This is a genomic window from Legionella jordanis (genome assembly GCF_900637635.1).
In the GTDB taxonomy this organism is placed as follows: domain Bacteria; phylum Pseudomonadota; class Gammaproteobacteria; order Legionellales; family Legionellaceae; genus Tatlockia; species Tatlockia jordanis.
In genome coordinates this window covers 2,745,655-2,771,695 of the sequence record NZ_LR134383.1, presented here as the reverse complement: position 1 = coordinate 2,771,695, position 26,041 = coordinate 2,745,655, and the positions used below count along the sequence as shown (strand labels likewise).

Sequence of the window (26,041 nt, the reverse complement as noted above, 5' to 3'; positions counted from 1 at the left end):
ATGTTCCTTGGCATTAATGCATCTAAATTGCTGTTCTTCTCCTTAAGACTATTTGTAAGGTACAATTCCAGCACTTTATTCTTATCGCCTTAGCATGCAACTAAAAGAGTTAAAACTGGCAGGATTTAAATCCTTTGTCGATCCGACAGTAATTCCATTTCCAAGTCAATTGGTGGCTGTTGTTGGTCCAAATGGTTGCGGGAAATCCAATGTCATTGATGCCGTTCGCTGGGTCATGGGCGAAAGCTCTGCAAAGAATTTACGCGGCGAATCCATGAGCGACGTCATATTTAATGGCTCTACCAACCGCAAGGCAGTTGGTCAGGCCTCCGTGGAACTGGTGTTTGATAACAGCCTTGGTCGTTTAACGGGGCAATTTGGCAGCTACCAGGAAATTTCAGTAAAACGAGTAGTCAGTCGTGATGGTGAATCCAGCTATTATTTAAACGGTACTCGTTGCCGTCGCAAAGACATTACGGATATTTTTTTAGGTACAGGAGCCGGTGCTCGCGGATACTCCATCATTGGTCAAGGAACAATTTCCCGGATTGTTGAGGCACGTCCAGAGGAGTTGAGAACTTATCTTGAAGAAGCCGCAGGGGTCTCCAAATACAAGGAGCGCCGGCGAGAGACACTGCTTCGCATTTCCCATACACGCGAAAATTTAGCACGGGTGGCTGACATACGCGATGAGCTGGATAAGCAATTGCAACGCTTGGAGCGCCAGGCAAAAGCTGCCGAGCGCTATAAAATTTTAAAAACGGAAGAGCGCTTGTATAAAGCACAAATTATGGCCTTGAAATGGCGAGATTACAGTGCAGAGCAAGCAATTAAAAAACAAGAAATTGCTGAACTTTTGGCCGCTTATGAACAACATCAAGCCAATGCCGCTGAAACTTATAAACAAAGCATCATATTTCGTGAGAAATTGCATGAGGACAATGAAGGATTTCAGCAGATTCAGAGTCATTTTTATCACTTGGCCACTGAAATTGCGCGACAAGAAGAAGCCATTCAACAAAATCAACGAGAAAAAATACGCCTGCAAAAAGACCAACAGCAAATTCAAAACGATTGGCAGGCCGCACACTACCAAATTGCCCAAGACAGTGAATTTCTAAATCATAGTGAAACAACCATTCGAGAGTTGGGGGGAAATTTACTGAGCTTGCAAGAGGAATTACTTGCACAGGAAAAGAGCTTACAGGCCTTTGAAGCAGAAAAAGCCAATTGGAACTCGAAAAATGAAGCACTACAAGCGCATTTGAATCAATCTGTAAGGGAGCTCCAACTTAAGGAGATGCGCTCCAGGCACCTTGCTGAGCGCCGCCAACAGATCCTCCTTCGGCTTGAAAAAATAAATGAAGAAGACAAGGTGGCTGAGTTGGATTTACTGACTGAGCGCCTAAATGGCCAAAAAGATCTACTCTCTTCTTTAGTTGAACAGCTGAAGCAAAAAGAAAACAATTATCAGATCAGTTTTCAGGAACTCGAAAGCACACGGCAAAAGCTTAGCGAGGTTCAAGTAAATCTTCATCAAATGCAAGATGAATTATATGAGTTAAGTACAAAACAAGCTTCAATTTCCGCATTGCAGCAAGCTGCTTTAGGCCAGGTTAACCAACAAGAAGATCTCACCGAGTGGCCTGAAGCGAAACGCGTTATTGAAAGCCTGCAAGTCGATAAAGAATGGCAATATGCTTGCGAATTGTTACTAGGGGAGGTGCTTCAAGGATTGCTTTTCGATTCCCTGGATGAAATATGGCCCCAACTTAAAAATATTGAACTGAACACAGCATTGTTTCTAAGCCCAACGAGCAGGCAAGAAAATCAAGGAAGCTTTCCTCGCCTATTGGATAAAATTTCAGGAAGTTATCCAGCTTGCTGGCATCATCTCGAACATGTATATGCCGCAATGGATTTAACGCAAGCCCTTTCCTGGCTCCCTCAGTTAAATGAACAGGAATCCATCATTACGCCTGATGGTTATTGGTTGGCCAAAAACTGGATTAAGATTGCCAAATCAAACCAGCAAAACCCATCTGGATTGTTAGTGCGCCAGGAGGAATTAATTCAGCTGAATGAAAAATTGTCCGTTACCCAAGCCCGTCTCGATGAGCTTAAGAGCAGTCGTGATCGATTGCAGGCTCAATTGCAAGAGAGCGAACAAATTCTGGAAAAACAAAAACAAGAACTCTCAAAGGCTCGCGAAGAATTTCGTATCCTTGAGCTGGATATTGGCAACAAGGAACAGGCTTTCCGCCAAGCTCAACAAAGAAGAACTCTATTATTAGAGGAAAAGCAGGCACTACTGTCTGATTTAGAGGCATTGGCCGAAGAAGATGAAGAACTGGCGCAAGAGTTGCAATCTCTGCAAGAGAGCAGCCAAGGGTATGAAGTAGAACATCAACGTATGTTGGTGGAAAAAAAAAGCTGGGAAGACTCTTTGCACGAGCAGCAACAGCGAGTGCGTGAGAACCGTGCTCTTCTTCATCAAACCCAATTAAATTTCGATCGCGAAAAAATTAAAATTCAACAGCTCAGTGAGAATATAAAACGAGATCGCCTGCGCTTAAACACTTTGGAAGAGCGCCTGGAAGAACTGAGCCAACAATTAACGTCCATTGATGAGCCGGCAGAACGTTTAGTGCAAAATTTGAACGATAAAATTGCAAAACACCGGGAACTGGATGAACATTTGAATCATGCCCGAGACAACCTCAATGCATTAAACAAGCAAGTCGAAGAGTTTGAGGCGTTATCCAGAGCAGAGGAAAAAAGAGCTCATGCCCTCCAAGAGAAAATCCAGCAAATTCAAATGCAAGAGCAGGCACTCGCTGTACGTGCCAATGGAGTCATTGAATCATTAACTGAGTTAGGGCTAAGTCTTAAGGAGGTTCTAGACCATTTGCCAGAACAGATGACTACTCTCGTGCGTGAACAAGATTTAGCAGAAATCAATGAAAAAATTAAACGGCTCGGTGCAATTAATCTTGCCGCCATTGAAGAGTATGAGGTTGAATCGAAACGCAAACAGCACCTGGATGAACAATACCGGGACTTAACAGAAGCGTTGGCCACGTTGGATGCCGCCATCGAGAAAATGGATAAAGAAACACTGCAGCTCCTTAAAACAACTTTTAATGACGTTAATGCAGCCTTCCAGGCGCTTTTCCCTCGTCTTTTTGGCGGGGGGCGTGCCATGTTAGAGTTAACTTGTGATAATCTTTTGGAAGCTGGAATTGTTGTGATGGCACAACCTCCTGGTAAAAGAAATAGCACCATTCATTTGCTGTCTGGTGGCGAGAAAGCCATGACTGCAGTGGCTTTAGTTTTTGCAATATTTCAGCTAAACCCTTCGCCTTTCTGTATGCTGGATGAGGTGGATGCGCCGCTCGACGACGTAAATGTTGGCCGATTTTGTACTTTGGTCAAGGAAATGTCACAATTCGTACAATTCCTGTTTATCACGCATAATAAGGTAACCATGGAATTGGCTGATCATTTAATTGGAGTGACTATGCGTGAACCAGGGGTTTCGCGTATTGTTGCAGTTGATGTTGAACAAGCCTTGTCAATGAGCTCGTCTTAAACCAGAGCTCGAAATAGAGGAGTTAAAAATGCAGGCAAACTGGAGTCTTATCCTTAATGTTCTGTTACTCATTGGAGTAGTTGTTGCCATTGGACGGCTTATGAAAGCAAGGCGTCAAAGTTTAAACCCGATTAACTATCAACCTTCACTAGGTTCGCAAAATCCTCTCGGACCGCAAGTTGAAAGCAAAAATTTTGACGACATCATTGCTATTCGCAAGGTCAATCACGGTCATGCAGAACAACAGGAATCCCCCTTTGAGCCAATTTCAAGGCCTGTAAAAAACAGTTCCAATCCGAATGAGAATGAGGAGGCGCAACTACCGGTGGAAAAAAAAGGGGCAGCCAAATCATTAATGATTTTTTTATTAGCTAAAGGAAATCGGCAATTGGCCGGTTATGAATTACTGCAAACAGTTCTTGCTGCTGGTTTGCGCTTTGGCGATGGTCAATTGTTCCATCGACATCAACATGCCAATGGCCAAGGTCCCGTGTTGTGCAGTTTGGCTGCGGCTACCGCAACGGGTGTGTTTGACTTACAAAATATTGGCGCTTTCAGTGTTCGAGGACTATGTCTTTTTATGCATTCTTCAGGTAATCCAACCATTGATGCGGAACGATTAACCATCATGCATGAGACGGCTAAACAACTTGCCGATGGTTTAGACAGCCATTTATTGGATGATCAGCGACAGCCATTTACCGATGCCAGTTTGTCGCGTTATTACCAATTGCTAAATATTCCTGAACAGCATGAATTGTCTGCCTTGGCTTAGACAAAATCCAACTGAAATCAGGTTGGAAGTTAAAGTAAAGCCTGGTGCAAAACAAAACAAAATCAACCTGGTTGATGAAGCTGGCTTGCAAATTAGTTTACAAGCCAGCCCACAAGAAGGTAAGGCCAATAAAATGCTGATTCAGTATTTATCCAAATTGTTGGCTGTTCCGCAAAAACGTATTCTTATTCTTCGCGGTAATACATCACGAAATAAGCTTCTTAGCATTGAAGTAGAGGGACGAGAACAGGAAAGGGTAAGGGCTATCCTTCTCGGCAATGTTGAAGATTAGCTGCCATTTTGCATAAATTGAAAGTTTTTTGGCCAATTTCATCCGGCTAACCATATCTTCAACCGTTCTCAAACAGTCGCAGCAGATATGCATTCAAATGACATGTATATAATTAGATCACTTACTGGTGAGTTGCTGTAATAATCAGTACACTAAGCTTTTGAACCGCAATAATTGACTATGAACCTAAATCAAATCGCAAAATTATTGGATACCGACTGCTCAAAAAATGATTCTATTTCAGGCGTTTGCATTGACAGTCGCAAAGTTCAGCCTGGAAATTTATTTATTGCTTTAAAAGGGGAGCGTTTCGATGGGCATGATTTCATGGAGGAAGCTGCCAGCAAAGGAGCGATAGCTATTGTTTGTAGTCAGGCAAAAAATAATATCACTATTCCACAATTCGAAGTAGCCGAACCAATACAAGCTTTGGCGATTATTGCAAAGAAACATCGGCAAGGGATCCATTGTCCAATCATTGCTCTTACCGGAAGCAATGGCAAAACCACAGTCAAGGAAATGATAGCTTCCATTCTTCCCAAGCCCTCCCATGCGACGCCTGGAAATTTAAACAACCATATTGGAGCTCCTCTTAGTGTACTGCAGTTAAATTCCGAGCACCGCTACGCTGTGTTTGAATTAGGTGCCAATCACATCGGAGAAATTGCCTATACATCGGCTATTGTTCAGCCTGAGGTTGCTCTGATTAATAACATTGCTCCAGCACATATTGGAGAATTCGGCTCAATTGATGGCGTTGCCAGAGCAAAAGGTGAGATATATCAATCACTTTCGACAGATGGCATCGCAGTAGTTAATGACGATGATGACTATGCCCATTTTTGGGACGGTAGTCTGATTAATAAAAAGGTACTGCGTTTCTCATTAAATAAACCCAGGGACGTGTATGCCTATAATGTATCGTTCAATGAAAATGGTTGTGCGAGCTTTACTCTGGTTCTGCCTTCCGGTGAAGCCAACCTCATTTTGCAAGTACCAGGAGAGCATAGCATTCGTAATGCTTTGGCGGCGGCAAGTTGCTGCTATGCAGTAGGCATTCCCTTGGCTGATATCGTTGAAGGCTTATCGCGGTTTCACGGTGTTCCTGGTCGGATGACTTTTTTAATGGGTAAAAATCATTCCCTGGTGATTGATGACACCTACAACGCCAATTTGCGCTCGGTACTTACGGCTGTTGCTGTTTTATCAAAGCGTCCTGGCCGTCGCATTTTAGTTCTAGGGGATATGGGGGAGTTGGGAGATTGGACTAAGGAACACCATGAAGAGGTTGGTCACGCGGCTTTGCGTCAGGGAATTGATATGTTATTTACCTGTGGCCATCATAGTGAGCATAGCAGCAAGACTTTTGGTTCCAGCGCCAAACATTATAAAAACCAAGAGGAGTTGGCCCAAGATTTGCTCAATAAACTCGATAAGAATACAACAGTTTTGGTGAAAGGATCGCGTTCGGCGGCAATGGAAAAAATTGTGCGTCAACTGGTGGGTTGATGCAAGCAGAATATGGTATGCTTGGCAACTTTTTGCTCGACCCTGGGAGTTGGAGTAACCCCAACTCGTGGTTTTATCTCTGTTTGAGAGCGGCTGATTAGATGTTTTCCTTGGGTCATTGAGTAAAAGAACTTTAGAAATAACCTTTAACATTACGGGGTATAGAAAACATGCTTTACTGGTTAACGCAGCTATTACAGGGACAATATCATGCGTTTAGAGTATTCCAATACTTAACCTTTCGTTCCATTTTAGCTTCTTTAACTGCTTTATTGGTTGGCCTATTTTGCGGTCCCATTATGATTCGTTGGTTGCGAAATCTTCAAATAGGTCAAATGGTTCGCGACGATGGGCCTAAAACTCATTTATCCAAGGCTGGCACCCCAACCATGGGTGGCGTTTTAATCCTTTTGGCCATTATGGTGAGTTGTTTGCTCTGGGGAGATTTGCGACAGCCAGCTCTGTGGTTGGTTCTTCTGGTGACCAGTGGATTTGGTATCATTGGCTGGGTGGATGACTACCGCAAGCTGGTGCGTAAAAACAGCAAGGGCTTGCCTGCACGCTGGAAATATTTCTGGCAATCCATCATTGCACTAACTGCTGTATTTTCTCTTTATTGGACGGCTGCTGGTGTTCCTGTGCAAACTCAACTGACTGTGCCGTTTTTCAAAGACTTATTGATTGAGCTGGGGCCATTCTTTCCAGTGCTTGCCTATTTCGTTATCGTCGGAAGCAGCAATGCAGTCAACCTAACCGATGGCTTGGATGGCTTGGCTATTGTGCCAATTATTATGGTGGCAGGAGCGCTCGGTATTTTTGCCTACGCCAGTTCCAATGCCATTTATGCTCATTATCTGGCTATCCCTTTTGTGCCAAATACCGGTGAATTAACTATTTTTTGCTCAGCCATTGTTGGAGCAGGACTTGGCTTTCTTTGGTACAACAGTTACCCGGCTCAGGTTTTTATGGGCGATGTGGGCTCTTTAGCCTTAGGTGCGGCTTTGGGGATGGTCGCTGTCATGATAAGACAGGAACTGGTTTTGCTCATTATGGGTGGATTATTTGTCCTTGAGACCATTTCTGTTATTTTGCAAGTTGGATATTTTAAATACACTGGGGGTAAGCGGCTATTCCGTATGGCACCGTTACATCATCATTTTGAGCTGAAAGGATGGTCTGAGCCCAAGGTAATTGTTCGATTTTGGATTATGACGGTTGTGTTTGTGCTTTGTGGTTTGGCAACCTTAAAACTACGTTAGGGCATCACTATGAATCAAGCACTCTATTTGGTCGCAGGATTAGGTAAAACGGGTCATTCCATCGCCGGATATTTACACCGGCGCAATCAACCGTTTGTAGTCTTTGACACTCGCAAGGAAGTTGCCGGACTTGCCCATTTTCAAACCGAATTTCCTGGAGTTGATGTATTTCTAGGGGAGTTGCCTAAAACCATCTATAGCCAATTGACCGCCATTATTGCGAGTCCGGGCGTTTCGCTTGATGAACCATTCACGCAAGAAGCGTTTAGGCAGAATATTCCGGTTTATGGAGACATTGAATGTCTGGCACGTGAAATCACTAGCCCAGTCATTGCCATCACCGGCACGAACGGCAAATCCACAGTCACCACTTTAGTGGGTGAAATGGCCAAAATGGCGGGCTTATCAGTTGCTGTTGCAGGTAATATTGGGTCACCCGTTCTGGATTTGTTAGACGATGGTTACCAATATGATCTCTGGGTCTTAGAACTGTCCAGCTTCCAATTGGACTTAATCCAATCCTTAAAACCGATTGCATCCACCATTTTGAATATTACCCCAGATCACCTGGATAGGCATCACAGCCTTGAAGCTTATGCCGAGTCCAAACAACGAATTTACCGAAATGCCGCTTTTCTTTTGTACAACCGCGAGGATCAACTCACTTACCCTGCGGCATCATCAATAACTGCGGTCAGCTATGGTTTGGATGCTCCACAAGCAGGCCAATGGGGAATTATTGAAAAAAATGGCATTTATTACCTTGCTCATGGGCAGGATTGCTTTTTAGATATTGAGAAAATGCGCCTAAAGGGCAAGCACAATTGGCAAAATGCCTTAGCCGCCTGTGCCTTGGCTTTTGCAGCGAATATCCCTAGGGATTGTATGATAAAAGTATTGCAGTCATTTCAAGGCTTGGCGCATCGATGTCAATGGGTTAGAACATTGGAAGGGGTTGAGTGGATTAATGATTCAAAGGGAACAAACATTGGCGCAACCATTTCTGCCATTTCTGGAATAGGAGGTTCCATGCAAGGCAAAATAGTTTTAATCGCAGGCGGACAAGGTAAAGGTGCCGATTTTAATGAATTGCGTAAGCCTGTGGCTGATTATGTTCGTTCCGTTGTGCTCATTGGTGAGGACGCGGACAAAATTGAAAGGGCGCTCGCGGATGTTGTGCCTGTGCTGCGAGCTCCTTCGCTGGATGGCGCCGTTTTGTTGGCTAAACAACAGGCAAAGCCAGGCGATGTGGTTTTGCTATCTCCTGCTTGTGCAAGTCTTGACATGTTTCGCGATTTTAATCATCGCGGTGAGGTATTTGGCAATTTAGTAGGAAAATTGTGAGTACTATGCATCCACGTCATTACAATTTGCGAGGCAAGCCTGTTAGCAAGCCCATTGCCTTATATGATAAATGGCTTATGGGCGCTGTGCTGGGTTTAATCATCATCGGCTTGATGATGGTGGCATCCAGTTCCGTTATGGTTTCCACCAAATACTATCATCAACCATTTCATTTCCTAATTAGGCAAATTTGCTATTTGATGGCGGGTTTTGCCGCTGCTTTAGTGGTCATGCGAATTGACAGCAGTACCTGGGAGCGTTTAAGTGTCCCTTTATTACTCATTTGTTTGCTCATGCTAATGCTGGTATTAGTCCCAGGCATAGGGCGCGTGGTTAATGGCTCTCGACGCTGGCTTGCTTTGGGACCGATTGGTATTCAAGTGTCCGAATTGGCTAAATTAACTATGATTTTCTATATGTCGGGTTATTTGGTGCGGCAGGAGGAAAGCGTTCGCCACAGTATTTTTGGCTTTGTTAAGCCAATGATTGTACTTGGCCTAGTTTCAATGCTGTTATTGATGGAGCCTGATTTTGGGGCCACCGTGGTTATTTCAGGAACCATTATGGCCCTCCTTTTTTTAGCTGGCGTTCGCTTACGCTACTACATTGGTTTATTGGTGGTGGTTAGTTGTTGCCTTGCGGTCTTGGCGTTTTCATCTCCTTACCGAGTAGCGCGCTTAACTGCATTTCTTGATCCTTGGGCTGATCAGTTCAATAGCGGCTATCAGCTTACTCAATCGCTGATTGCTTTCGGCCGAGGCGGCTGGTTGGGCACAGGTTTAGGCGATAGCGTACAAAAGTTATTTTACTTGCCAGAAGCGCATACGGATTTTCTTTTCGCGGTATTGGCTGAAGAATTAGGTCTTGTTGGCGTTCTTCTGGTATTAATCTTGTATAGTATTTTAGTAATAAGAGGCATGTCGATAGGTTTTACAGCTTACAACCAAGAACGCTTGTTTGCTGCTTTTACGGCTTACGGTTTAACTTTTTGGCTTGGGCTGCAAGCTGCCATTAACATGGGAGTGAATTCTGGATTGCTGCCTACTAAAGGATTAACGCTGCCTTTGTTGAGTTATGGTGGCGCCAGTATGGTGGTGAATTGTGTGGTGGTTGCTCTGCTCTTGCGCATCGACCATGAAAATCGTTGGCAATCTCTGGGACTGAGAGCGCCAATCTCATAATGAAAGGGGAATTTTGTGAATAATATAGGGGAGTTTCTATCACCAAGGATGGGTCGGGTAGAACAAATTCATTTTGTTGGCATTGGTGGCGCTGGGATGTGTGGTATAGCCGAGGTGCTGCATAACCAAGGTTATCGCATCACAGGTTCAGATTTGTCAGAAAGCCGCTCGGTGCAAAGACTCCAATCCTTAGGCATTAAAGTCTACATCGGCCATCGTATGGAAAACATCGTCGGGGCGGATGTCGTTGTGCGTTCAAGTGCTGTCGATCAGGACAATCCAGAAATTGCCGCCGCGAATGCGCAATTAATTCCAGTCATCCCACGGGCGGCTATGCTGGCGGAGCTGATGCGTTTTCGTCAGGGAATTGCGATAGCTGGCACGCACGGTAAAACAACCACAACCAGTTTGGTCAGTAGCCTATTGGCCGAGGGAGGATTTGATCCCAGTTTCGTCATCGGCGGGAAATTAAACAGCTGCGGCTCCAATGCCCAATTAGGAAAATCAGCTTACTTTGTAGCAGAAGCCGATGAAAGCGATGCATCATTTCTTTTTTTAAAGCCGATGATGGCGGTAGTAACCAATATTGATGCCGATCATATGGGCACCTACGATGATAATTTTGACAAATTGCGCAACACGTTTGTTGAATTTTTACATCACTTGCCCTTCTATGGCTTGGCTGTTCTTTGCATTGAAGATGATGAAGTACGAGGTATTTTGCCTTCAGTGCAACGTCCTACTAAAACTTATGGTTTCCGTGAAGAGGCTCATTATCGCGCCATCAACTGGACCCAAAATGGTCTTCTTAGCGAGTTCACCGTGCTAAGACCCGCTCCTTACAAGCCGCTGACCATCAAATTTCAATGGCCGGGACGGCATAATGTACTGAATGCCCTAGCGGCTATAGCTATTGCTACCGAAGTAGGAGTCGAAGATGAGGCCATTATAAACGGCTTGCTCAAGTTTCAAGGGGTGGGCAGGCGGTTTCAAATGCTGGGGGAGAAACGGTTTGAGCGAGGTTCAGCCATCATTGTTGATGATTACGGTCACCATCCAAAAGAAATTATCTCCACTATTGATGCGTTTCGCCGTGTTTGGCCTAATAAACGTCTGGTGCATGTTTTTCAGCCCCATCGCTATACAAGGACCCAATCTCTGTTTCAACAGTTTGTGGACGCGCTAAGCTTATCAGATGAATTATTGCTGATGGATATTTATGCGGCCGGTGAGCAAGCCATCCCTGGTTTAAGTAGTGAAATTCTATTGCAGCAAATTAGTCAACGTCATCCCCATGCCAGATTGGTTAATGATAAAAATCTTCAGCAGATTTTAGATGAATTGGTAACCGACGATAGCGTTATTTTAATGCAGGGTGCCGGTAACATTGGGCAGTTGGCACTCAATCTTGTGCAATCAACCGTGCGAGAATCAGCATGAATACCTTAACCCCAAACCCAACACAAAGCTATGAGGGACAGTTGCTGTTCAATGAACCGTTAGCTGACTATACGACCTGGCGCGTTGGCGGACTGGCTAAACGTTTATACAAACCGACAAGCATTGCTGATTTGGCCATTTTTTTAAAGCAATTGCCCAAAGAAGAGCCTATATTGTGGCTGGGTTTAGGAAGTAATTCACTGATTAGGGATAAAGGGTTTTCAGGCACGGTCATTTTGACTCAAGGCTGCTTAAAAGAAATCAAATTGCTTGGGGATAATCTGGTGCATGTTGAAGCCGGTGTATCCTGTGCCAGTATGGCGAGATTCTGCGCGCGAGCTGATCTTGCTGGAGGTGAGTTTTGGGCGGGTATTCCTGGCACTATGGGCGGTGCCCTAAGAATGAATGCCGGTTGTTTTAATGGCGAAACTTGGCAACATGTAGTTGAAGTAGAAACTATAACTCGTAGAGGTGAACTTCGGGTCCGTAAGCCTGAGGAATTTGAAATCGCCTATCGCCATGTCGCGGGCTTGGACGAGGAATGGTTCGTTGCTGCCACCTGTCGGTTGGTTAAGGGCGAGAAAGAAAAATCCCTGCAACTCATCAAGGAGTTGTTGGCGCACAGGGCCAATACCCAGCCAACCAATGAATACAACTGCGGTTCCGTGTTTCGCAACCCACCTAATAATTTTGCGGCGAAGCTGATTGAATCTTGTGGGCTTAAAGGCAGGCAAATTGGCGGTGCAGTCGTATCGCAGAAGCATGCAAATTTTATCATTAACCACGACGGCAATGCTTGCGCTAGCGATATTGAGTCATTAATCGAATTAGTACGTGATACTGTGCATCAACAAACTAAGATTGAGCTGATGCGTGAAGTGCACATCATCGGAGATTTTTAATGTCGAAACAGATTAATTTACTAGTGGTCTATGGTGGTAAATCCGGGGAACATGAAGTTTCATTAGTGTCTGCTGCTTCCGTCCTCAGAGAGTTGGATGCTAAAAAATATCACATTATTCCAGTGGGCATGGACAAGCAGGGGCGGTTTTTTTTAAATGATTATCAAGAATTATTGAATTTTAAGGATCGGCTTCCGGTTAGTACTTCCCGTTCACGTCCTTTGCCAAGTTTGTTGGTCGATGGGCGCCTTGCGGTTGATGCCGATGTTGTGTTTCCTGTTGTGCATGGACCTCTCTATGAAGATGGCTGCCTTCAGGGTTTACTAAAATTAGCAGGGGTAGCATTTGTTGGTTGTGACGTTTTATCTTCGGCAATTGGCATGGATAAAGATGTGGCCAGACGGCTCGCTTGCACGGGGGATATTCAATCAGCCCGCTATCGACTATTGTCCTGGCACAGTACTGCAGCTGAGAAACAGCAGTTTTGCCAGCAGGTGGTTGCTGAATTTGGTTGGCCATTATTTGTAAAACCTTGTTCCTTAGGCTCTAGCGTTGGCATTCACAAGGCTAGGAATATGGAAGAATTAAATGCAGCTATTGCTGATGCCTTACGTTATGATGAGGCCATTCTGGTTGAAGAATTCATCGTTGGCCGTGAAATTGAGTTGGCTGTATTGGAGAATACTACACCTGCTGCTGCACCACGGGTGAGCTTAGCAGGTGAAATCCGTGTTCATCATAATGATGGTTTTTATTCATACACAGCGAAATACCTTGAGAGTGAGCAAACCGAATTGCACGCTCCTGCGCAGCTCAATCCCGAGCTGGTTACTCGGCTACAAACCCTTGCTGCTGAAATTTTTAATAAGCTTAAATGTAAGGGCATGGCGAGAGTTGATTTTTTTGTAAACGACGAAAGTGGGGCCATTTACTTCAATGAAATCAATAGCCTTCCGGGATTTACTCCAATTAGCATGTACCCCAAGCTTTGGCAAGTAAGTGGTCTCGCCTACCCCTTGCTGCTTGATGAGTTGATCAATTTGGCCCTAAGCCATCAACGTTGCCGTCAGCAACTGGTCACCGATTATCAATAGCATAAGAAGGTAATGAATCGCTTAATAAGGCAATATTAGATGGGTAAGCAGATGGCGGCGGATACGGGACGATTACGCTACGCAAGCTTTTTAACATTATTAATTATTTGTGCGCTTTGCTTGGCGGCCAGGTTGGTTTATTTATTCATTGCCGACCCGAAGCGCTTTCCCATCAGCACGGTGAAAATCGCTGCGTCATACCATCATATCAGCCACAAAGATTTGGAAACTGTATTAAACAAATATTGGGATTCCAGTTTTTTTTCTCTCCCAGTAGGGAAGTTGTATACGGATTTGGCTGCTTTAGAATGGACTGATCGCGTGCAAATAGAACGTGTATGGCCGGACACCCTAAAAATTACTTTGGTTGAGAAAATTCCAATTGCAACATGGAACAATGCCATGCTGACTGCGGATGGCGAGCTGTTTAATAAAGGGGGGCGGCTGGATTCATCCTTGCCACACTTAACAGGGCCAGCGAATCAACAGAATGAAGTCTTACAAGTTTACGAAAAAATGAGTAAGATATTATCAATCTATGGTTTGCATGCGGCTTCATTAGATTGGCGTGATAATCATGCCTGGGAAGTTACGTTGGCTAATGGTGTTCAGTTACACTTGGGAAAACGGGATTTAGAAACCCGAATTACCCGATTCTGTAAAGCATATCCTGCTGTTTTTGCAGATAAATCGGACCAATTGGCCAGCGTTGATTTACGTTACCCTCATGGTATGGCGGTGCAATGGAAAAAATAGCGGGAAGATAATGGCAAAAAAATTAGAAAAAAACATCATCACCGGTTTGGATATTGGCACGTCAAAAGTGGTTGCACTGGTCGGCGAAATTGCTGCTGATGGTGCAATTGAAATCATTGGTATTGGACGTCATCCCTCTCGCGGCTTGAAGCGAGGGGTGGTTGTCGATATTGAAGCCACAGTAAACTCCATTCAACGAGCAGTCCAGGAAGCTGAGTTGATGGCAGGTTGTGAAGTTAGGACTGTATATGCAGGTATCGCTGGCAGCCATATACGCAGCTTAAATTCCCATGGAATTGTTGCCATAAAAGATCAGGAAGTTTCCAAAGCTGATGTAGAGCGTGTTCTTGATGCAGCTAAGGCTGTAGCCATACCCGCTGATCAAAAAATTCTTCACATTCTTCCCCAGGAATTCATTATTGATAACCAGGGAAGTATTCGCGAGCCTGTTGGTATGGCGGGTGTGCGTCTGGAAGCGCGGGTACATATTGTCACCGGTGCTGTGAGTGCGGCTCAAAATATAGTGAAATGCGTCCGGCGTTGTGGCTTGGAGGTGAATGACATCATCCTTGAACAACTGGCGTCAAGTCATGCAGTTCTTACTGAAGACGAGAAGGAGCTCGGAGTGTGCTTGATTGATATTGGTGGTGGCACGACAGACATCGCCATTTTTGCTGAAGGAGCAATTCAGCACACTGCGGTGATACCAATTGCAGGCGATCAAGTCACCAATGACATTGCCATGGCTCTTCGAACACCCACGAAAGCCGCTGAGGCCATTAAGGTTAAGCACGCTTGTGCAATGCCTGAATTGTCCAATCCCAATGAAATGATTGAAGTATTAAGCGTCAATGAGCGACCAGGTCGAAAAATATCGACCAAAGTTCTGTCGGATGTGGTTTCAGCTCGCTATGAAGAATTATTTTCTTTAGTAAGAAATGAGCTTCGACGAAGTGGTTTTGATCAACGAATCGCTGCAGGCATGGTCATGACCGGAGGTGGCTCTTGCGTACAAGGCGCCATTGAATTGGCCGAAATGTGTTTTGAAATGCCTGTCCGCCAAGGGCGGGCTGGGCAAGTCTCAGGTTTGATTGAGGCTACGGGCAATCCCTCCATGGCTACGGGAGTGGGCTTATTATTGCATGGGTTCCAACAGCAATATGAAGGTGGTTATAATGTAGCTACCTTAAGTGATAATGGTAAAGGGATGTGGGCTCGGATGAAAGAATGGTTTAATGGTAATTTTTAAGGCTCTATTCTGTTTATAATTTTAATCTGGTTTGGATAGAGCTCATTATTGGCAGAATTTTTGAGGGGAGAGGTCTAATGTTTGAATTAACGGAAAGTCAACCAGACAATGCCGTAATTAAAGTAGTTGGCGTAGGCGGCGGTGGTGGTAATGCCGTTCAACACATGGTGGCTGAAAATATTGATGGCGTGGAATTTATTTGTGCCAATACTGACGCTCAAGCACTCAAAAATTCGAATGCGAAAATACACATCCAACTCGGTGAGGAATTAACCAAAGGGTTAGGCGCTGGAGCAAACCCGCAAATCGGTCGTGAGGCTGCTGAAGAGGATAGAGAGCGTATTAAAGAAGTTCTCGCAGGTGCTGATATGGTTTTCATTACCGCAGGAATGGGAGGAGGAACAGGTACTGGAGCTGCCCCTGTATTTGCTGAAGTGGCCAAAGAGCTTGGTATTCTTACTGTGGCTGTGGTGACCAAACCCTTCTCATTCGAAGGCAAACAACGCGCTTTGGCGGCCGAGGAAGGCATCCGACGTTTGGGCGAGCATGTTGATTCTTTAATCACCATTCCCAATAATAAGCTTCTTAGTGTTTTAGGCAAAAACATTAGCCTTTTAAATGCCTTTAAAGCGGCCAATAATGTGTTGCTGGGTGCAGTTAAAGGCATTTCTGATCTTATTACTCGGCCAGGCTTAATAAACGTCGATTTTGCTGATGTTCGAACAGTAATGTCTGAAATGGGCATGGCTATGATGGGAACAGGAAGCGCCTCAGGCGAACAGCGAGCCCGTCAAGCTGCTGAAGCTGCGATTGCCTCACCTTTGCTTGAGGACGTCAACTTCTCCGGCGCCCGTGGAATACTGGTCAATATTACGGCCGGACTTGATATGTCCATCGGTGAGTTTGAAGAAGTCGGTGATGTGGTTAAAGAGTTCATTTCAGATGACGCCACCGTGGTTGTTGGTACTGTAATTGACCCAGAAATGACCGATGAAATGCGTGTTACAGTGATTGTTACAGGTCTTGGCGATCATCGGGGACGAACTCAGCAACAATCAAATCAAAACACAACCAGAGCGCGCATCGCAGAGTCAACTCGCAGTGATGGCTCTTTTGATTACCAACAGTTTGATAGACCCGCTGTGATGCGAAAACAAGCCTCAGCAGTCAAACCAACCAACGAAGCTTCGATACCTGATGTTGATTACTTGGATATCCCTGCCTTCTTGCGCAGACAAGAGGAGAGCGTCGAATAACATATTCTCAAGCGCATTTGCGATACATATCTTGAATTAAGATCTTAACAGTTGCTGCTCAGTTTGCATTTCTATTGTTTAAGTAGAGGTGCATTCTGATGGTTGCATGTTGTTAATAAAATTAGACTATTCAATGAATTGTTGATATGATTTCGTGGTTTATTGTTTGTAAAAAATGGGATAGCAAAAGGTGATTACTGAATGATAAAACAAAGAACTCTGAAGAGAGTTATTCAAACAACCGGTGTTGGTTTGCATTCTGGAAAAAAAGTTTTACTCACCTTGCGTCCCGCTCCTATTAATACTGGCATTGTTTTCAGGCGTGTAGATTTAAATCCGGTTATCGAAATTCTGGCGCTGTATGATCAAGTTGGTGATACGATGTTGTGTACCTCCTTGCAGCGTGATGGAATCAAAATTGCAACGGTTGAACACCTTCTTTCGGCTTTTGCCGGTCTTGGGATTGACAACGCCTATGTGGATCTCAATTCTGATGAAATCCCGATTATGGATGGTAGCTCCGCACCTTTTGTCTTTCTCATTCAATCTGCTGGAATTCGAGAGCAAAGTGCTGCAAAACGGTTCATCCGCATCCTCAAGCCTACCCGCGTGGAAGATAATGGCAAATACGTGCAGTTCCTGCCTTACAATGGCTATAAAGTTTCCTTTACCATTGATTTTGATCATCCTGTTTTCAATGATAAACCCCAAACTGCATGTTTTGATTTTTCAAATACCTCCTATGTAAAAGAAGTCTGTAGAGCGAGAACGTTTGGTTTCCTCTCGGATTATGAGCAACTTCGCGAAAATGATTTGGCTAAGGGAGGAAGTTTAGATAACGCCATCGTTGTCGATGATTATCGCGTGCTGAACGAAGATGGCTTACGTTTTGATGCCGAATTTGTAACCCATAAAGTATTGGATGCCATCGGTGATCTTTATCTTTTAGGTTGCGGTCTGATCGGCGCTTTTGAAGGGTATAAGTCCGGGCATGGTTTGAATAACCGTCTGCTCCGCGAATTGATGTTGCGTCAAGATGCATGGGAATACACTTACTTTGATGCTGAAAATTATCAACCCACGTTGGCTTCTGATCTCCAGCCGGCTGAAGCTTAAGATTAATTAAATTTCGACCTTAGCTAATCCAGTAGATAGCTGTAAACGTAATTATTCTTGTAAATTTCCCAAATTCATATACAGTCAGATGATTTCTGACCTACCGGAGAAATCATGCAAGCTAAAGTCGAAGCAGTTGGCAGTTATCTCACCCAAGCTACGGGTAATCGAGTCGATTTTTTTAATATCGGCGGTCTGGCCAAGCAGCGCACTCGTGAAAGCCTCATGGGCCTTTGGTCCCATTACAGTTGGCGCGAACTTTTTATTCGTGGTGGCATGCTGTCATTTACTTTCTTTTGCGCTTGGGTTGCGGCCAATAGTTGTGAAGATGAACAATGCAGCAGCTTAGAAAGAGGAGCGGCTGGTGCAGCTTTTGGTTTTGTTTCTTCGCATTTGCTGGCGATGGGACCCACTTTATGGCGTCGGCACAGGATAAGCATTGAAACAGATGTCATTAAAGGACAAGTAGAAGTTGTTTTAGGAGTACTCAACCAAAAATTCAATCCCGAAAGCATTTTGTTTGAAGATTCAATAAAATTAATCGCTTCGGCGAGACGAATAGCAGAAAGCATCAGCAACTTGCAACTGCCGGTTCACAAACGTGGTGATGCAATACAAAATCTCATAAAAAAGAAACAACTCATGCGAGAATTGTATAATTCTGTTGAGGATCTTCTGAACCTTGATGCTGTGGAGATAGCCGTTGCCAAGGATAAATTTGAGCAAACAACAACCGCACTGGGAAATTTGAAAGAAAAACTCAGTGTTCTTGTGGAAGCTGAAACTCCGAAACCTAAAAATCTTTGATGACTAAACGCTTCAGCGCGCGTTTCAGTGGCTCGTACTGACAACCTTCACTGGCATCCATAATGGAAGTACGGGCTGATTCTGACAGTATCCTGCCGCTTTTTGACTTGTTGTGGCTGTCAGCTGCCAGGGGTGGCGACAGAGAAATTTTAATCCCGGTTAGCTGATAGAGACCAGCGTCTTTTCTTAAGCGATCACGTAATTCAGGGCAAAGATATCTTAACTCAGTGGCCCAGGCAGCATGGGTCACCTGAATGGTTAAATTACCCTTGGTGAAACTGGCTACCTGGCAATGGGCAATTAGGTGCTGGGGTAAATACCCTTTAATTAGAACATTCAAAGCTTCAAGTTGCAGCGCATTTTCGCAAATTGCCGAGAGTTGTTTGTTAAGGCAGGCATTTACTCGACGCATGGAGAATCCGGAGGAAAAAAAGGTAGCATAGCAAATTTAGCTTATCTACAATATGATATAGAACCCTTTTTTAGATTAAAGAATTAGAATGATTGACAGAGATGTCGTATATTTTGCAAGGCTTCATTGGATTTTATTTTTTTGGCCTTTACTTCTTGCCATTTTTGCTCTGTTCCTTGGAACAAATGTGAATCAACTGCATTATGTTGCTCTGCTTTTTTTTGCGGTTGCCTTAATTTGGACATTGATGACTTGGGTCACCTATCATTTTTCCTCCGTCACCATCAAAAAAAAACAGGTGATACTGCGCACAGGAATGCTCGTACGACAAACCGTCGATATCCCCATGTCAAAAATTGAAACCATAGACATTCGTCAGTCCATATTAGGTAGCATTTTTCGTTATGGCTCTTTAGTGATTACTGGCACAGGCGGCACTCGGCACATCATTAATTTTTTAGCAAATCCATTAACCTGTAGAAGATACATTGAACAACTCATGCACGATTGATGAACACATTTTTCAAAGATTCTTTTCCAAGCAGATTGTTTCAATAGAGTGTTTAAAAGGAGCGTTCCAGCATCAAACCAATCTGATCATCCTTGAGGATGACAGCAAATGGGTTTGTAAAATTTTTTCTCATAGGACGTGGTTGGGAACGCTCGATCCTCTGCAAATTGTTTCTAGCAACCTGCTGGCTGAAACCATTTCGGCCAGGATTGCTTGTACCATTGCCGGTAAACCCACGGCCATGCCCTCACAGGCATTGCCAGCGCTTGTCATTCCCTATTGTGAAGGCGAGGTGTTGGCAAAATTGAATGGCCAACAAGCTTTTAAACTGGGTTATCTTTTAGCTCAATTGCACGCATTAAACTTGCCGCCTCTTAAGGAAAGCAAAGCCTTTCCCAAGATCCATTTGCCTAAGGGAAAATCCGTTCCCATGTGGGTATTGAAGATGATGGAGCAATGCAATTCCAAATTGCAGTTCGAGGAAAATTGCTGGGTTGTGAGCCATCGTGACATGCATTTGAATAATATTATATGGCAAGATAGCAATACTCCTCACTTAATTGATTGGGAAAGTGCCGGTTTAATTCATCCTTTTGTTGAACTTATAGGCCTTGCGAGTAATGCTTCAGGTCTAGCTCAATGCCAATTTGATGCTGATTTATTTCGTTCTACCCTTGAGGGTTATGGCAGCTTGAACCAGCGATTGCCTCCTGCGCAAATGCCTTTGTGGGAACTGAGTGCTTACAGCTGGTTATTATGGTATGTTTTTGTACTTGAAGAAGGGCAATTCAATGAGGCTGAACGAACGCTTCAATCTCTTGATTTTATCATGAAGAAGACCAAAGACCTGATAGACATTTACAAACAAATGGAATGTCATTTCCACAGAAAACAGGTGAATACACGATGAAACTGATTGATTACCGAAGTGACACAATGACTAAGCCCAGCCAAGGCATGCTGCAAGCCATGATTCAGGCTGAGGTTGGCGATGATGTTTGGGGGGAAGACCCCACGGTCAGGAAGCTCGAGGAATTACTGGCTGACAAAGCACACATGGAGAATGCTGTATTTGCCCCATCCGGCACCCAGTCGAATCTCATGGCCATTATGGCGCACTGCACCCGGGGTGATGAGTACATCGTGGGGCAAACGGCACATACCTACATGTGGGAAGGCGGTGGCGCTGCTGTACTGGGCAGTGTGCAACCACAACCTATCGAAGCAAACGTTGATGGAACTCTTCCGCTCACAAAGATTGTTGAAGTCATTAAACCCCTGGATGATCACCATCCACGAACAACACTGCTTTGTCTTGAAAATACCATTAATGGCAAGGTGCTACCCTTAACTTATTTGGCCAATGCCAAAAAATTGTGCAAAGAACATCATTTGCAAAGTCATCTTGATGGCGCCAGGGTATTTAATGCAACGGTCAAACTAGGGGAACCCCTGTCTGCCATCAGCCAACATTTCGATTCCATTTCAATTTGTCTTTCTAAAGGGCTTGGAGCTCCTGTTGGCTCAGTATTGTGTGGCACAAATGAGTTGATTAAAAAGGCCCGCCGCTGGCGAAAAGTATTAGGCGGTGGCATGCGGCAAGCCGGTATACTTGCCGCCGCGGGTATCTATGCTTTGGAACATAACATTGAGCGTTTGGCTGAAGATCATGAACATGCTCAGCACTTGGCAAAATTCTTGACTGAAATAGATGGTGTTGATGTACTTGAGGAAGGGCTGCAAACCAATATGGTTTTTCCTAAATTTCCGAAAAACCTATACGCGGACTTAGTCCATTGCCTTAAGCAAAAAGGAATTTTGTTCCCTAAAAATCAGAATAAAAATGGGGTGGTTCGTTTAGTCACGCATCTTGACATCAGCAAAGAAGATATCCATTACACCATTAGAGCAGTAAAAGATTTTTTTACACACCATAAGCTTACTGGTGAACAGCTCTAGATGGTTTTAGCAGTCAAGCGGCCAGAAAATTGCTTAGCTCTTAAAACCACAGCGCAGATAGGAAAATAAATCCATTGAAGAATAGACTTGAACCAATCAAAAGCCTATTCTTCGCTCGCGGTGTAACCGCAACCCTCATGAGGACAAAGAATTTGTCTTCCGGAGCGCTTTGTTTCTTTTACTGTCAATATAGGCCAGGAACATTTTGGGCAAGATTGATTGATGGGTTCGTTCCAAAGCGCATAATCGCATTTGGGATAACTACCGCAGGAATAGAAAATTTTTCCTTTGCGTGATTTTCTCTTCAAAATGGTAGCCTGATGACATTTTGGGCATTCAACGCCGGTATCAGCAGGTTTTTCAATGGGTTCAATGTGCTTGCATTGCGGGTAATTGCTGCATCCAATGAAGCGACCATATCGTCCAGTTTTGATGTGTAATGCCCCACCGCAATCAGGACAAGTTCGTCCTTCGACTACGTCAGGTTCGGTTTTTTCCCCTTCCTGACTTTTTAAGTCCTGCGTGTAATCGCAGTCCGGGTAAGCCGTACAGCCTATGAAACGTCCACGTTTTCCAAGACGAATGGCTAAAGGTTTGCCGCATTTTGGACAAGCCTCATCCAACATTTCGCTAGTGATGTCTTTGCGCTGGACACCGCTGTCTGTTTTTTCAATTTGATTGATAAAAGGTTGCCAAAATTCTTCAAGAACAGGGACCCATTCTTTTTCGCCCCGTGAAATGGCATCGAGAGTGTCTTCCAAGTGGGCTGTAAATTGATAATCCACGTAGCGGGTGAAGTGACCGGTTAAAAAACGATTAACAATGCGTCCAACATCAGTCGGGACAAAACGTTTTTTATCAACAATGACGTATTCACGCTGCTGCAGGGTATGAATAATAGTGGCATAAGTAGAAGGGCGGCCAATATCATATTCTTCCAGGGCTTTCACCAGCGAAGCTTCCGAATATCGTGGAGGCGGTTCCGTGAAATGCTGTTTGGCAAGAATATCCTTAAGCTCGACCTTCTCCCCAATTTTTAGTGTAGGCAGCAAGACGGAACCTTCATCCTCGTCTTGCACATCATCACGCCCTTCCTCGTAAACAGATAAAAAGCCCGGGAAAACAACGGTTGAGCCATTGGCCCGAAACATGTTGCTTTCACCGCAACGCAAATCGACTGCAACGGTGTCAATGACTGCATCGGCCATTTGGCAAGCAATGGTTCGCTTCCAGATAAGACTATATAATTTAAACTGATCAACCGTTAATGATTGCTGTACCATCTCAGGTGTACGCTTAATGGAGGTCGGGCGAATGGCTTCGTGAGCTTCCTGAGCATTTTTCGACTTTGTTTTATAAAGACGAGCCGAGCTTGGGCAATTATTGTCGCCGTAGCGTTCGCGAATGAAACTGCGGATTTCATCAATGGCTTCTGCAGCCAAATTCACTGAGTCAGTTCGCATGTAGGTGATAAGACCAACGGTACCTGTTCCAATATCGATACCCTCATAGAGCTGTTGCGCTACCATCATGGTTTTTCTTGCGGTAAAACCTAGCTTACGGGCTGCTTCTTGCTGCAAGGTTGAGGTAATAAAAGGAGACGCTGGTTTACGCTTCCTTTGCTTTTTATCGATGTTATCAACAACTAAAAGACCTTGGGATTCCTTAAGCAACTGCTCGCGAACGGCATGGGCTTGATTGGTCTCATTGATGCTGAATTGTTGCAGCTTGGTCTTATCATAATGGGTTAATCTGGCCTGAAATGCCGTATGTTCGTGTTGGCACTGCGCCAGAATTTTCCAATATTCTTGTGGAACGAAGCGCTCAATTTCTTCTTCTCGCTCGACAATCAAACGCAATGCTGGACTTTGGACTCGACCGGCAGAAAGACCACGACGAATTTTTTTCCACAACAGTGGCGATAAATTAAAGCCTACTAAATAGTCCAAGGCGCGTCTGGCTTGCTGGGCATTGACCAGGTCCATTGAAATGGCGCGAGGACTGCTAATGGCTTCCTGAATGGCTGATTTGGTAATTTCATTAAAAAAAATGCGATGTACGGGTTTATCTTTTAATAAATTGCGCTCCTTCATGAGCTCATACACATGCCAGGAAATGGCTTCTCCTTCACGATCGGGGTCAGTTGCCAAAAACAAGGAATCAGAGTTTTTCAAAGCCTTGGCAATGGAATCGATGTGCCTTAAATTTTTTTCTATGGGCTTGTATGTCATGGCAAACTGATTATTTGGATCAACTGAGCCCTTACGTGGTGGCAAATCCCGGACATGGCCATAGGAGGCTAAGACATCATAGTCTTTGCCCAAATATTTTTGTATGGTTTTAGCTTTCGCGGGTGACTCCACGATAACCAAGTGTTTGCTCATAAAAAATAACCTTTCCTTTTGGTAAATATTAATGCAATGATAGCTTGTCTTCTGTTTGATATAGCACAAGATCAAGAAAAGCTAGCTGATTAACATCAAGGTTATCGGCAAGTGTGTTGCGAATGGTCCATTTGGTTTCTTCGATACCGACAAAGCGTGATTCAGAAAATAACAATTGATTAATAATGAATTCCATGGTTTCTTCAGCAATAATTTCAAGTCGCATGAGTCTGGCTAAAAACTGATAACTTGCTTTGGTGAGTTTTCTTTGCTCGTCCACAGTGAATACGCGTATCGCGGTTTTTTGGGCGTCGCGAATGAAAAGGGTGCGGCTTCCCAAGCTATTATTTTCCACGGCCTCATCGTTATCTTCACTATGGGCGGATTGACTCTCCTTTAATTGTGCCAAGCTTTTTTCAAAAAAACTCATTAACATTTCAAACAAGCTGTCTTTCATTTACGCACACCTCATGTAGCCACCGGGAACTGCTTTAATAATCCCCTGTAATTCTAATGTAGCCAAGGAGCTGACTACTTCTTCAATGCCTAAACCACTTCGTGTAAGGATTTGATCCACAGATGTTATTTCAAAGCCAATGCACTTTACTAGGTTTTGGTTATCCGTGGCAAGGGATAGTGATGCGTTTGTTTGTTCGACTTGCTTACTATCCAGTCTTAACTCTTCCATAATATCCTGAACGGAAGTCACCAACTTCGCTCCCTGCTGCAGAAGAAAGTGACAGCCCCTGGCTTGTGGATTAAGAATTGAACCTGGTATGGCCAACACTTCACGATTTTGCTCCAAAGCCAGTCGCGCCGTTATCAAGGAACCACTCTTAATTGCTGCTTCAACAACCAAAGTGGCTAATGATAAACCGCTTATTATACGATTCCTACGTGGAAAATGTCCAGCTGCAGGGGGTGTTCCCAAAGGAAATTCGCTTAAAATCAATCCTGTTTGCCTAATATCATTCGCCAAAGATCGATGTTTTCGAGGGTAAATTAAGTCGATTCCTGTGCCCATAACAGCAATTGTTTTTCCTTTTGCCTCCAAGCATCCGCCATGGGCTTGAGCATCAATCCCTAAGGCTAGTCCGCTGACAATGGTTAAGTCACTCTTTGCCAAAGCAACCGCAAAACGCCTGGCCGTTTCACTCCCTGTGACTGATGGTTTGCGGCTACCTACAATGGCTATAGAAGGTTGCTTAAAGCAGGATAGCTGGCCTAAGCCATAGAGAACGGCTGGAGGGTCTGAGATTTCTTTCAGTAAACCCGGGTAATCGCTGTCTTCCCAGGTGAGTAAATGGTGCTCGGGATGTTCTTGCCAACGCAAATCGTTTTCAATGCTGGCTAAAGAACAATTGGAAATTGCCTCGGCCAGTCGTAACGGTAAACCGGCTTTTTCAAGCTTTGTCTTCGATAAATTGAATAACTCCTCCAGATTTGGCCAATGTTCTAACAATTTTGCGATGGTTTTAGGTCCAACAGACAGCATTTTATTAAGCGCGATTAAATAATGTTTATTTCTCATCCTGAAATTTCCATAGGCGTTCTTGCAGGGCTGGGGTATCCATCTGTTGTTTAAAAATGGACATCTTGCAGCAATACGAGGTATTGGCGATAATACCACGTATTATTTGTACCAAATAGAAAGTTATGGCTATTCGGAAAATCCTGTACCTGCCTGATGAAAGGCTTCGCTTGATTGCTCAGCCAGTTGAGCATTTTGATGAAAATTTGCAAGTCCTTATCGAGGACATGTTTGAAACCATGTATAGCGTGAATGGCGTCGGTTTGGCTGCGCCGCAAATCGGCGTGAGCCTGCGGTTATCTGTCATTGATGTGGTGGGCGATAAAACGCAGCAAATTGTTATTGCAAATCCAGAAATTACTTCATCAGAAGGTGAACAAGAATATCAGGAAGGTTGTTTATCTGTCCCTGGAGCTTATGATACGGTCGTGCGTGCACAGAAAGTTACCATTAAGGCACAAGATCGCTTCGGTAAACCATTTGAGATGAGTGCTGAGGGTTTATTGGCTGAGTGCTTCCAACATGAAATTGATCACATGAATGGCAAATTATTTGTTGATTTACTCTCCCCCCTAAAGCGAGCCATGGCCAGAAGAAAGCTTGAAAAATACAAACGTATGAAAGCGCGCCGTTAAGTTCGTGAAGCGAGATCAATCCGGAGAATTCCTAATT

Annotated in this window: 23 protein-coding genes; 19 read left to right on the top strand and 4 right to left on the bottom strand. The window is 44.2% G+C overall.

Annotation, left to right across the window (positions count from 1 at the left end):
• Positions 1–94: 94 nt before the first annotated feature.
• From smc to EL203_RS12530, 15 genes are all read left to right on the top strand, one after another.
• Entirely contained in the window at positions 95–3,592 is a 3,498-nt protein-coding gene (gene smc, locus EL203_RS12600; protein ID WP_058471881.1) for a chromosome segregation protein SMC, read from the top strand.
• Positions 3,593–3,620: 28 nt separating this feature from the next.
• Positions 3,621–4,367: a cell division protein ZipA C-terminal FtsZ-binding domain-containing protein gene (locus EL203_RS12595; RefSeq protein ID WP_058471882.1), complete on the top strand. Its 747-nt coding sequence runs from the start codon at positions 3,621–3,623 to the stop codon at positions 4,365–4,367.
• Positions 4,345–4,659, top strand: coding sequence for a DUF167 domain-containing protein (locus EL203_RS12590; RefSeq protein WP_058471883.1), 315 nt, complete (start codon positions 4,345–4,347; stop codon positions 4,657–4,659). The genes EL203_RS12595 and EL203_RS12590 overlap by 23 nt, the downstream gene beginning before the upstream one ends.
• A 180-nt stretch (positions 4,660–4,839) precedes the next feature.
• Positions 4,840–6,168 (top strand): UDP-N-acetylmuramoyl-tripeptide--D-alanyl-D-alanine ligase, encoded by a 1,329-nt coding sequence (locus tag EL203_RS12585; protein WP_058471884.1) that lies wholly within the window; start codon positions 4,840–4,842, stop codon positions 6,166–6,168.
• 170 nt (positions 6,169–6,338) lie between these two features.
• Entirely contained in the window at positions 6,339–7,427 is a 1,089-nt protein-coding gene (mraY, locus tag EL203_RS12580) for a phospho-N-acetylmuramoyl-pentapeptide-transferase (RefSeq protein ID WP_058471885.1), read from the top strand.
• Between the two features lie 9 nt (positions 7,428–7,436).
• Entirely contained in the window at positions 7,437–8,771 is a 1,335-nt protein-coding gene (gene murD / locus EL203_RS12575) for a UDP-N-acetylmuramoyl-L-alanine--D-glutamate ligase (protein WP_058471886.1), read from the top strand.
• A gap of 5 nt (positions 8,772–8,776) precedes the next feature.
• On the top strand, positions 8,777–9,952 hold the full coding sequence (gene ftsW, locus EL203_RS12570) for a putative lipid II flippase FtsW (RefSeq protein WP_058471887.1): 1,176 nt from the start codon (positions 8,777–8,779) through the stop codon (positions 9,950–9,952).
• A 15-nt stretch (positions 9,953–9,967) separates the two neighbouring features.
• Positions 9,968–11,392 (top strand): UDP-N-acetylmuramate--L-alanine ligase, encoded by a 1,425-nt coding sequence (gene murC / locus EL203_RS12565; protein ID WP_058471888.1) that lies wholly within the window; start codon positions 9,968–9,970, stop codon positions 11,390–11,392.
• The gene (gene murB / locus EL203_RS12560; RefSeq protein WP_058471889.1) at positions 11,389–12,294 is read left to right on the top strand and encodes a UDP-N-acetylmuramate dehydrogenase; all 906 of its coding nucleotides are present in this window, start codon (positions 11,389–11,391) and stop codon (positions 12,292–12,294) included. The genes murC and murB overlap by 4 nt, the downstream gene beginning before the upstream one ends.
• Positions 12,294–13,388, top strand: coding sequence for a D-alanine--D-alanine ligase family protein (locus EL203_RS12555; RefSeq protein WP_058471890.1), 1,095 nt, complete (start codon positions 12,294–12,296; stop codon positions 13,386–13,388). Before murB ends, EL203_RS12555 begins: the two co-directional genes overlap by 1 nt.
• A gap of 51 nt (positions 13,389–13,439) precedes the next feature.
• The gene (locus tag EL203_RS12550; protein WP_082647221.1) at positions 13,440–14,144 is read left to right on the top strand and encodes a cell division protein FtsQ/DivIB; all 705 of its coding nucleotides are present in this window, start codon (positions 13,440–13,442) and stop codon (positions 14,142–14,144) included.
• Positions 14,145–14,154: 10 nt separating this feature from the next.
• Positions 14,155–15,393 (top strand): cell division protein FtsA, encoded by a 1,239-nt coding sequence (ftsA, locus tag EL203_RS12545; RefSeq protein WP_058471892.1) that lies wholly within the window; start codon positions 14,155–14,157, stop codon positions 15,391–15,393.
• 77 nt (positions 15,394–15,470) lie between these two features.
• Positions 15,471–16,649 (top strand): cell division protein FtsZ, encoded by a 1,179-nt coding sequence (gene ftsZ, locus EL203_RS12540; protein WP_058471893.1) that lies wholly within the window; start codon positions 15,471–15,473, stop codon positions 16,647–16,649.
• A 201-nt stretch (positions 16,650–16,850) separates the two neighbouring features.
• A complete protein-coding gene (gene lpxC / locus EL203_RS12535; protein WP_058471894.1) occupies positions 16,851–17,765 on the top strand; it encodes a UDP-3-O-acyl-N-acetylglucosamine deacetylase in 915 nt (304 codons plus the stop codon).
• Positions 17,766–17,879: 114 nt separating this feature from the next.
• The gene (locus EL203_RS12530; RefSeq protein ID WP_058471895.1) at positions 17,880–18,572 is read left to right on the top strand and encodes a hypothetical protein; all 693 of its coding nucleotides are present in this window, start codon (positions 17,880–17,882) and stop codon (positions 18,570–18,572) included.
• On the opposite strand, the gene EL203_RS12525 is transcribed toward EL203_RS12530, so the two are convergent.
• Positions 18,559–18,984 (bottom strand): DUF721 domain-containing protein, encoded by a 426-nt coding sequence (locus EL203_RS12525; protein WP_058471896.1) that lies wholly within the window; start codon positions 18,982–18,984, stop codon positions 18,559–18,561. The genes EL203_RS12530 and EL203_RS12525 overlap by 14 nt on opposite strands.
• Positions 18,985–19,072: 88 nt before the next feature.
• On the opposite strand from EL203_RS12525, the gene EL203_RS12520 reads away from it, so the two are divergent.
• The 3 genes from EL203_RS12520 to ltaE are packed head-to-tail and all read left to right on the top strand — an operon-like array spanning position 19,073 to position 21,454.
• The gene (locus tag EL203_RS12520) at positions 19,073–19,495 is read left to right on the top strand and encodes a PH domain-containing protein (protein WP_058471897.1); all 423 of its coding nucleotides are present in this window, start codon (positions 19,073–19,075) and stop codon (positions 19,493–19,495) included.
• Entirely contained in the window at positions 19,473–20,405 is a 933-nt protein-coding gene (locus EL203_RS12515; RefSeq protein WP_058471898.1) for a phosphotransferase enzyme family protein, read from the top strand. Before EL203_RS12520 ends, EL203_RS12515 begins: the two co-directional genes overlap by 23 nt.
• A complete protein-coding gene (ltaE, locus tag EL203_RS12510; protein WP_197723116.1) occupies positions 20,402–21,454 on the top strand; it encodes a low-specificity L-threonine aldolase in 1,053 nt (350 codons plus the stop codon). Before EL203_RS12515 ends, ltaE begins: the two co-directional genes overlap by 4 nt.
• Before the next feature lie 104 nt (positions 21,455–21,558).
• Here ltaE and topA read toward each other — a convergent pair whose 3' ends face one another.
• From topA to dprA, 3 genes are read right to left on the bottom strand one after another with little or no spacing between them, the layout of a single operon-like run.
• A complete protein-coding gene (gene topA / locus EL203_RS12505) occupies positions 21,559–23,838 on the bottom strand; it encodes a type I DNA topoisomerase (protein WP_058471899.1) in 2,280 nt (759 codons plus the stop codon).
• Between the two features lie 28 nt (positions 23,839–23,866).
• Positions 23,867–24,295 carry a DUF494 family protein gene (locus EL203_RS12500; RefSeq protein ID WP_058471900.1) on the bottom strand — a complete coding sequence of 143 codons (429 nt, stop codon included), beginning with the start codon at positions 24,293–24,295 and terminating at the stop codon, positions 23,867–23,869.
• Complete coding sequence (dprA, locus tag EL203_RS12495; RefSeq protein WP_058471901.1) at positions 24,296–25,369, bottom strand: DNA-processing protein DprA; 1,074 nt, start codon at positions 25,367–25,369, stop codon at positions 24,296–24,298.
• A 125-nt stretch (positions 25,370–25,494) separates the two neighbouring features.
• Between dprA and def the strand changes: the two genes are divergently transcribed.
• A complete protein-coding gene (gene def, locus EL203_RS12490; protein ID WP_058471902.1) occupies positions 25,495–26,004 on the top strand; it encodes a peptide deformylase in 510 nt (169 codons plus the stop codon).
• Positions 26,005–26,041: the final 37 nt, after the last annotated feature.

Coding starts and splice junctions, on each gene's coding strand:
- smc (WP_058471881.1), top strand. CDS start 95: ATGCAACTAAAAGAGTTAAAACTGGCAGGATTTAAATCCTTTGTCGAT.
- EL203_RS12595 (WP_058471882.1), top strand. CDS start 3,621: ATGCAGGCAAACTGGAGTCTTATCCTTAATGTTCTGTTACTCATTGGA.
- EL203_RS12590 (WP_058471883.1), top strand. CDS start 4,345: ATGAATTGTCTGCCTTGGCTTAGACAAAATCCAACTGAAATCAGGTTG.
- EL203_RS12585 (WP_058471884.1), top strand. CDS start 4,840: ATGAACCTAAATCAAATCGCAAAATTATTGGATACCGACTGCTCAAAA.
- mraY (WP_058471885.1), top strand. CDS start 6,339: ATGCTTTACTGGTTAACGCAGCTATTACAGGGACAATATCATGCGTTT.
- murD (WP_058471886.1), top strand. CDS start 7,437: ATGAATCAAGCACTCTATTTGGTCGCAGGATTAGGTAAAACGGGTCAT.
- ftsW (WP_058471887.1), top strand. CDS start 8,777: ATGCATCCACGTCATTACAATTTGCGAGGCAAGCCTGTTAGCAAGCCC.
- murB (WP_058471889.1), top strand. CDS start 11,389: ATGAATACCTTAACCCCAAACCCAACACAAAGCTATGAGGGACAGTTG.
- EL203_RS12555 (WP_058471890.1), top strand. CDS start 12,294: ATGTCGAAACAGATTAATTTACTAGTGGTCTATGGTGGTAAATCCGGG.
- EL203_RS12550 (WP_082647221.1), top strand. CDS start 13,440: ATGGCGGCGGATACGGGACGATTACGCTACGCAAGCTTTTTAACATTA.
- ftsA (WP_058471892.1), top strand. CDS start 14,155: ATGGCAAAAAAATTAGAAAAAAACATCATCACCGGTTTGGATATTGGC.
- ftsZ (WP_058471893.1), top strand. CDS start 15,471: ATGTTTGAATTAACGGAAAGTCAACCAGACAATGCCGTAATTAAAGTA.
- lpxC (WP_058471894.1), top strand. CDS start 16,851: ATGATAAAACAAAGAACTCTGAAGAGAGTTATTCAAACAACCGGTGTT.
- EL203_RS12530 (WP_058471895.1), top strand. CDS start 17,880: ATGCAAGCTAAAGTCGAAGCAGTTGGCAGTTATCTCACCCAAGCTACG.
- EL203_RS12525 (WP_058471896.1), bottom strand. CDS start 18,984: ATGCGTCGAGTAAATGCCTGCCTTAACAAACAACTCTCGGCAATTTGC.
- EL203_RS12520 (WP_058471897.1), top strand. CDS start 19,073: ATGATTGACAGAGATGTCGTATATTTTGCAAGGCTTCATTGGATTTTA.
- ltaE (WP_197723116.1), top strand. CDS start 20,402: ATGAAACTGATTGATTACCGAAGTGACACAATGACTAAGCCCAGCCAA.
- topA (WP_058471899.1), bottom strand. CDS start 23,838: ATGAGCAAACACTTGGTTATCGTGGAGTCACCCGCGAAAGCTAAAACC.
- EL203_RS12500 (WP_058471900.1), bottom strand. CDS start 24,295: ATGAAAGACAGCTTGTTTGAAATGTTAATGAGTTTTTTTGAAAAAAGC.
- dprA (WP_058471901.1), bottom strand. CDS start 25,369: ATGAGAAATAAACATTATTTAATCGCGCTTAATAAAATGCTGTCTGTT.
- def (WP_058471902.1), top strand. CDS start 25,495: ATGGCTATTCGGAAAATCCTGTACCTGCCTGATGAAAGGCTTCGCTTG.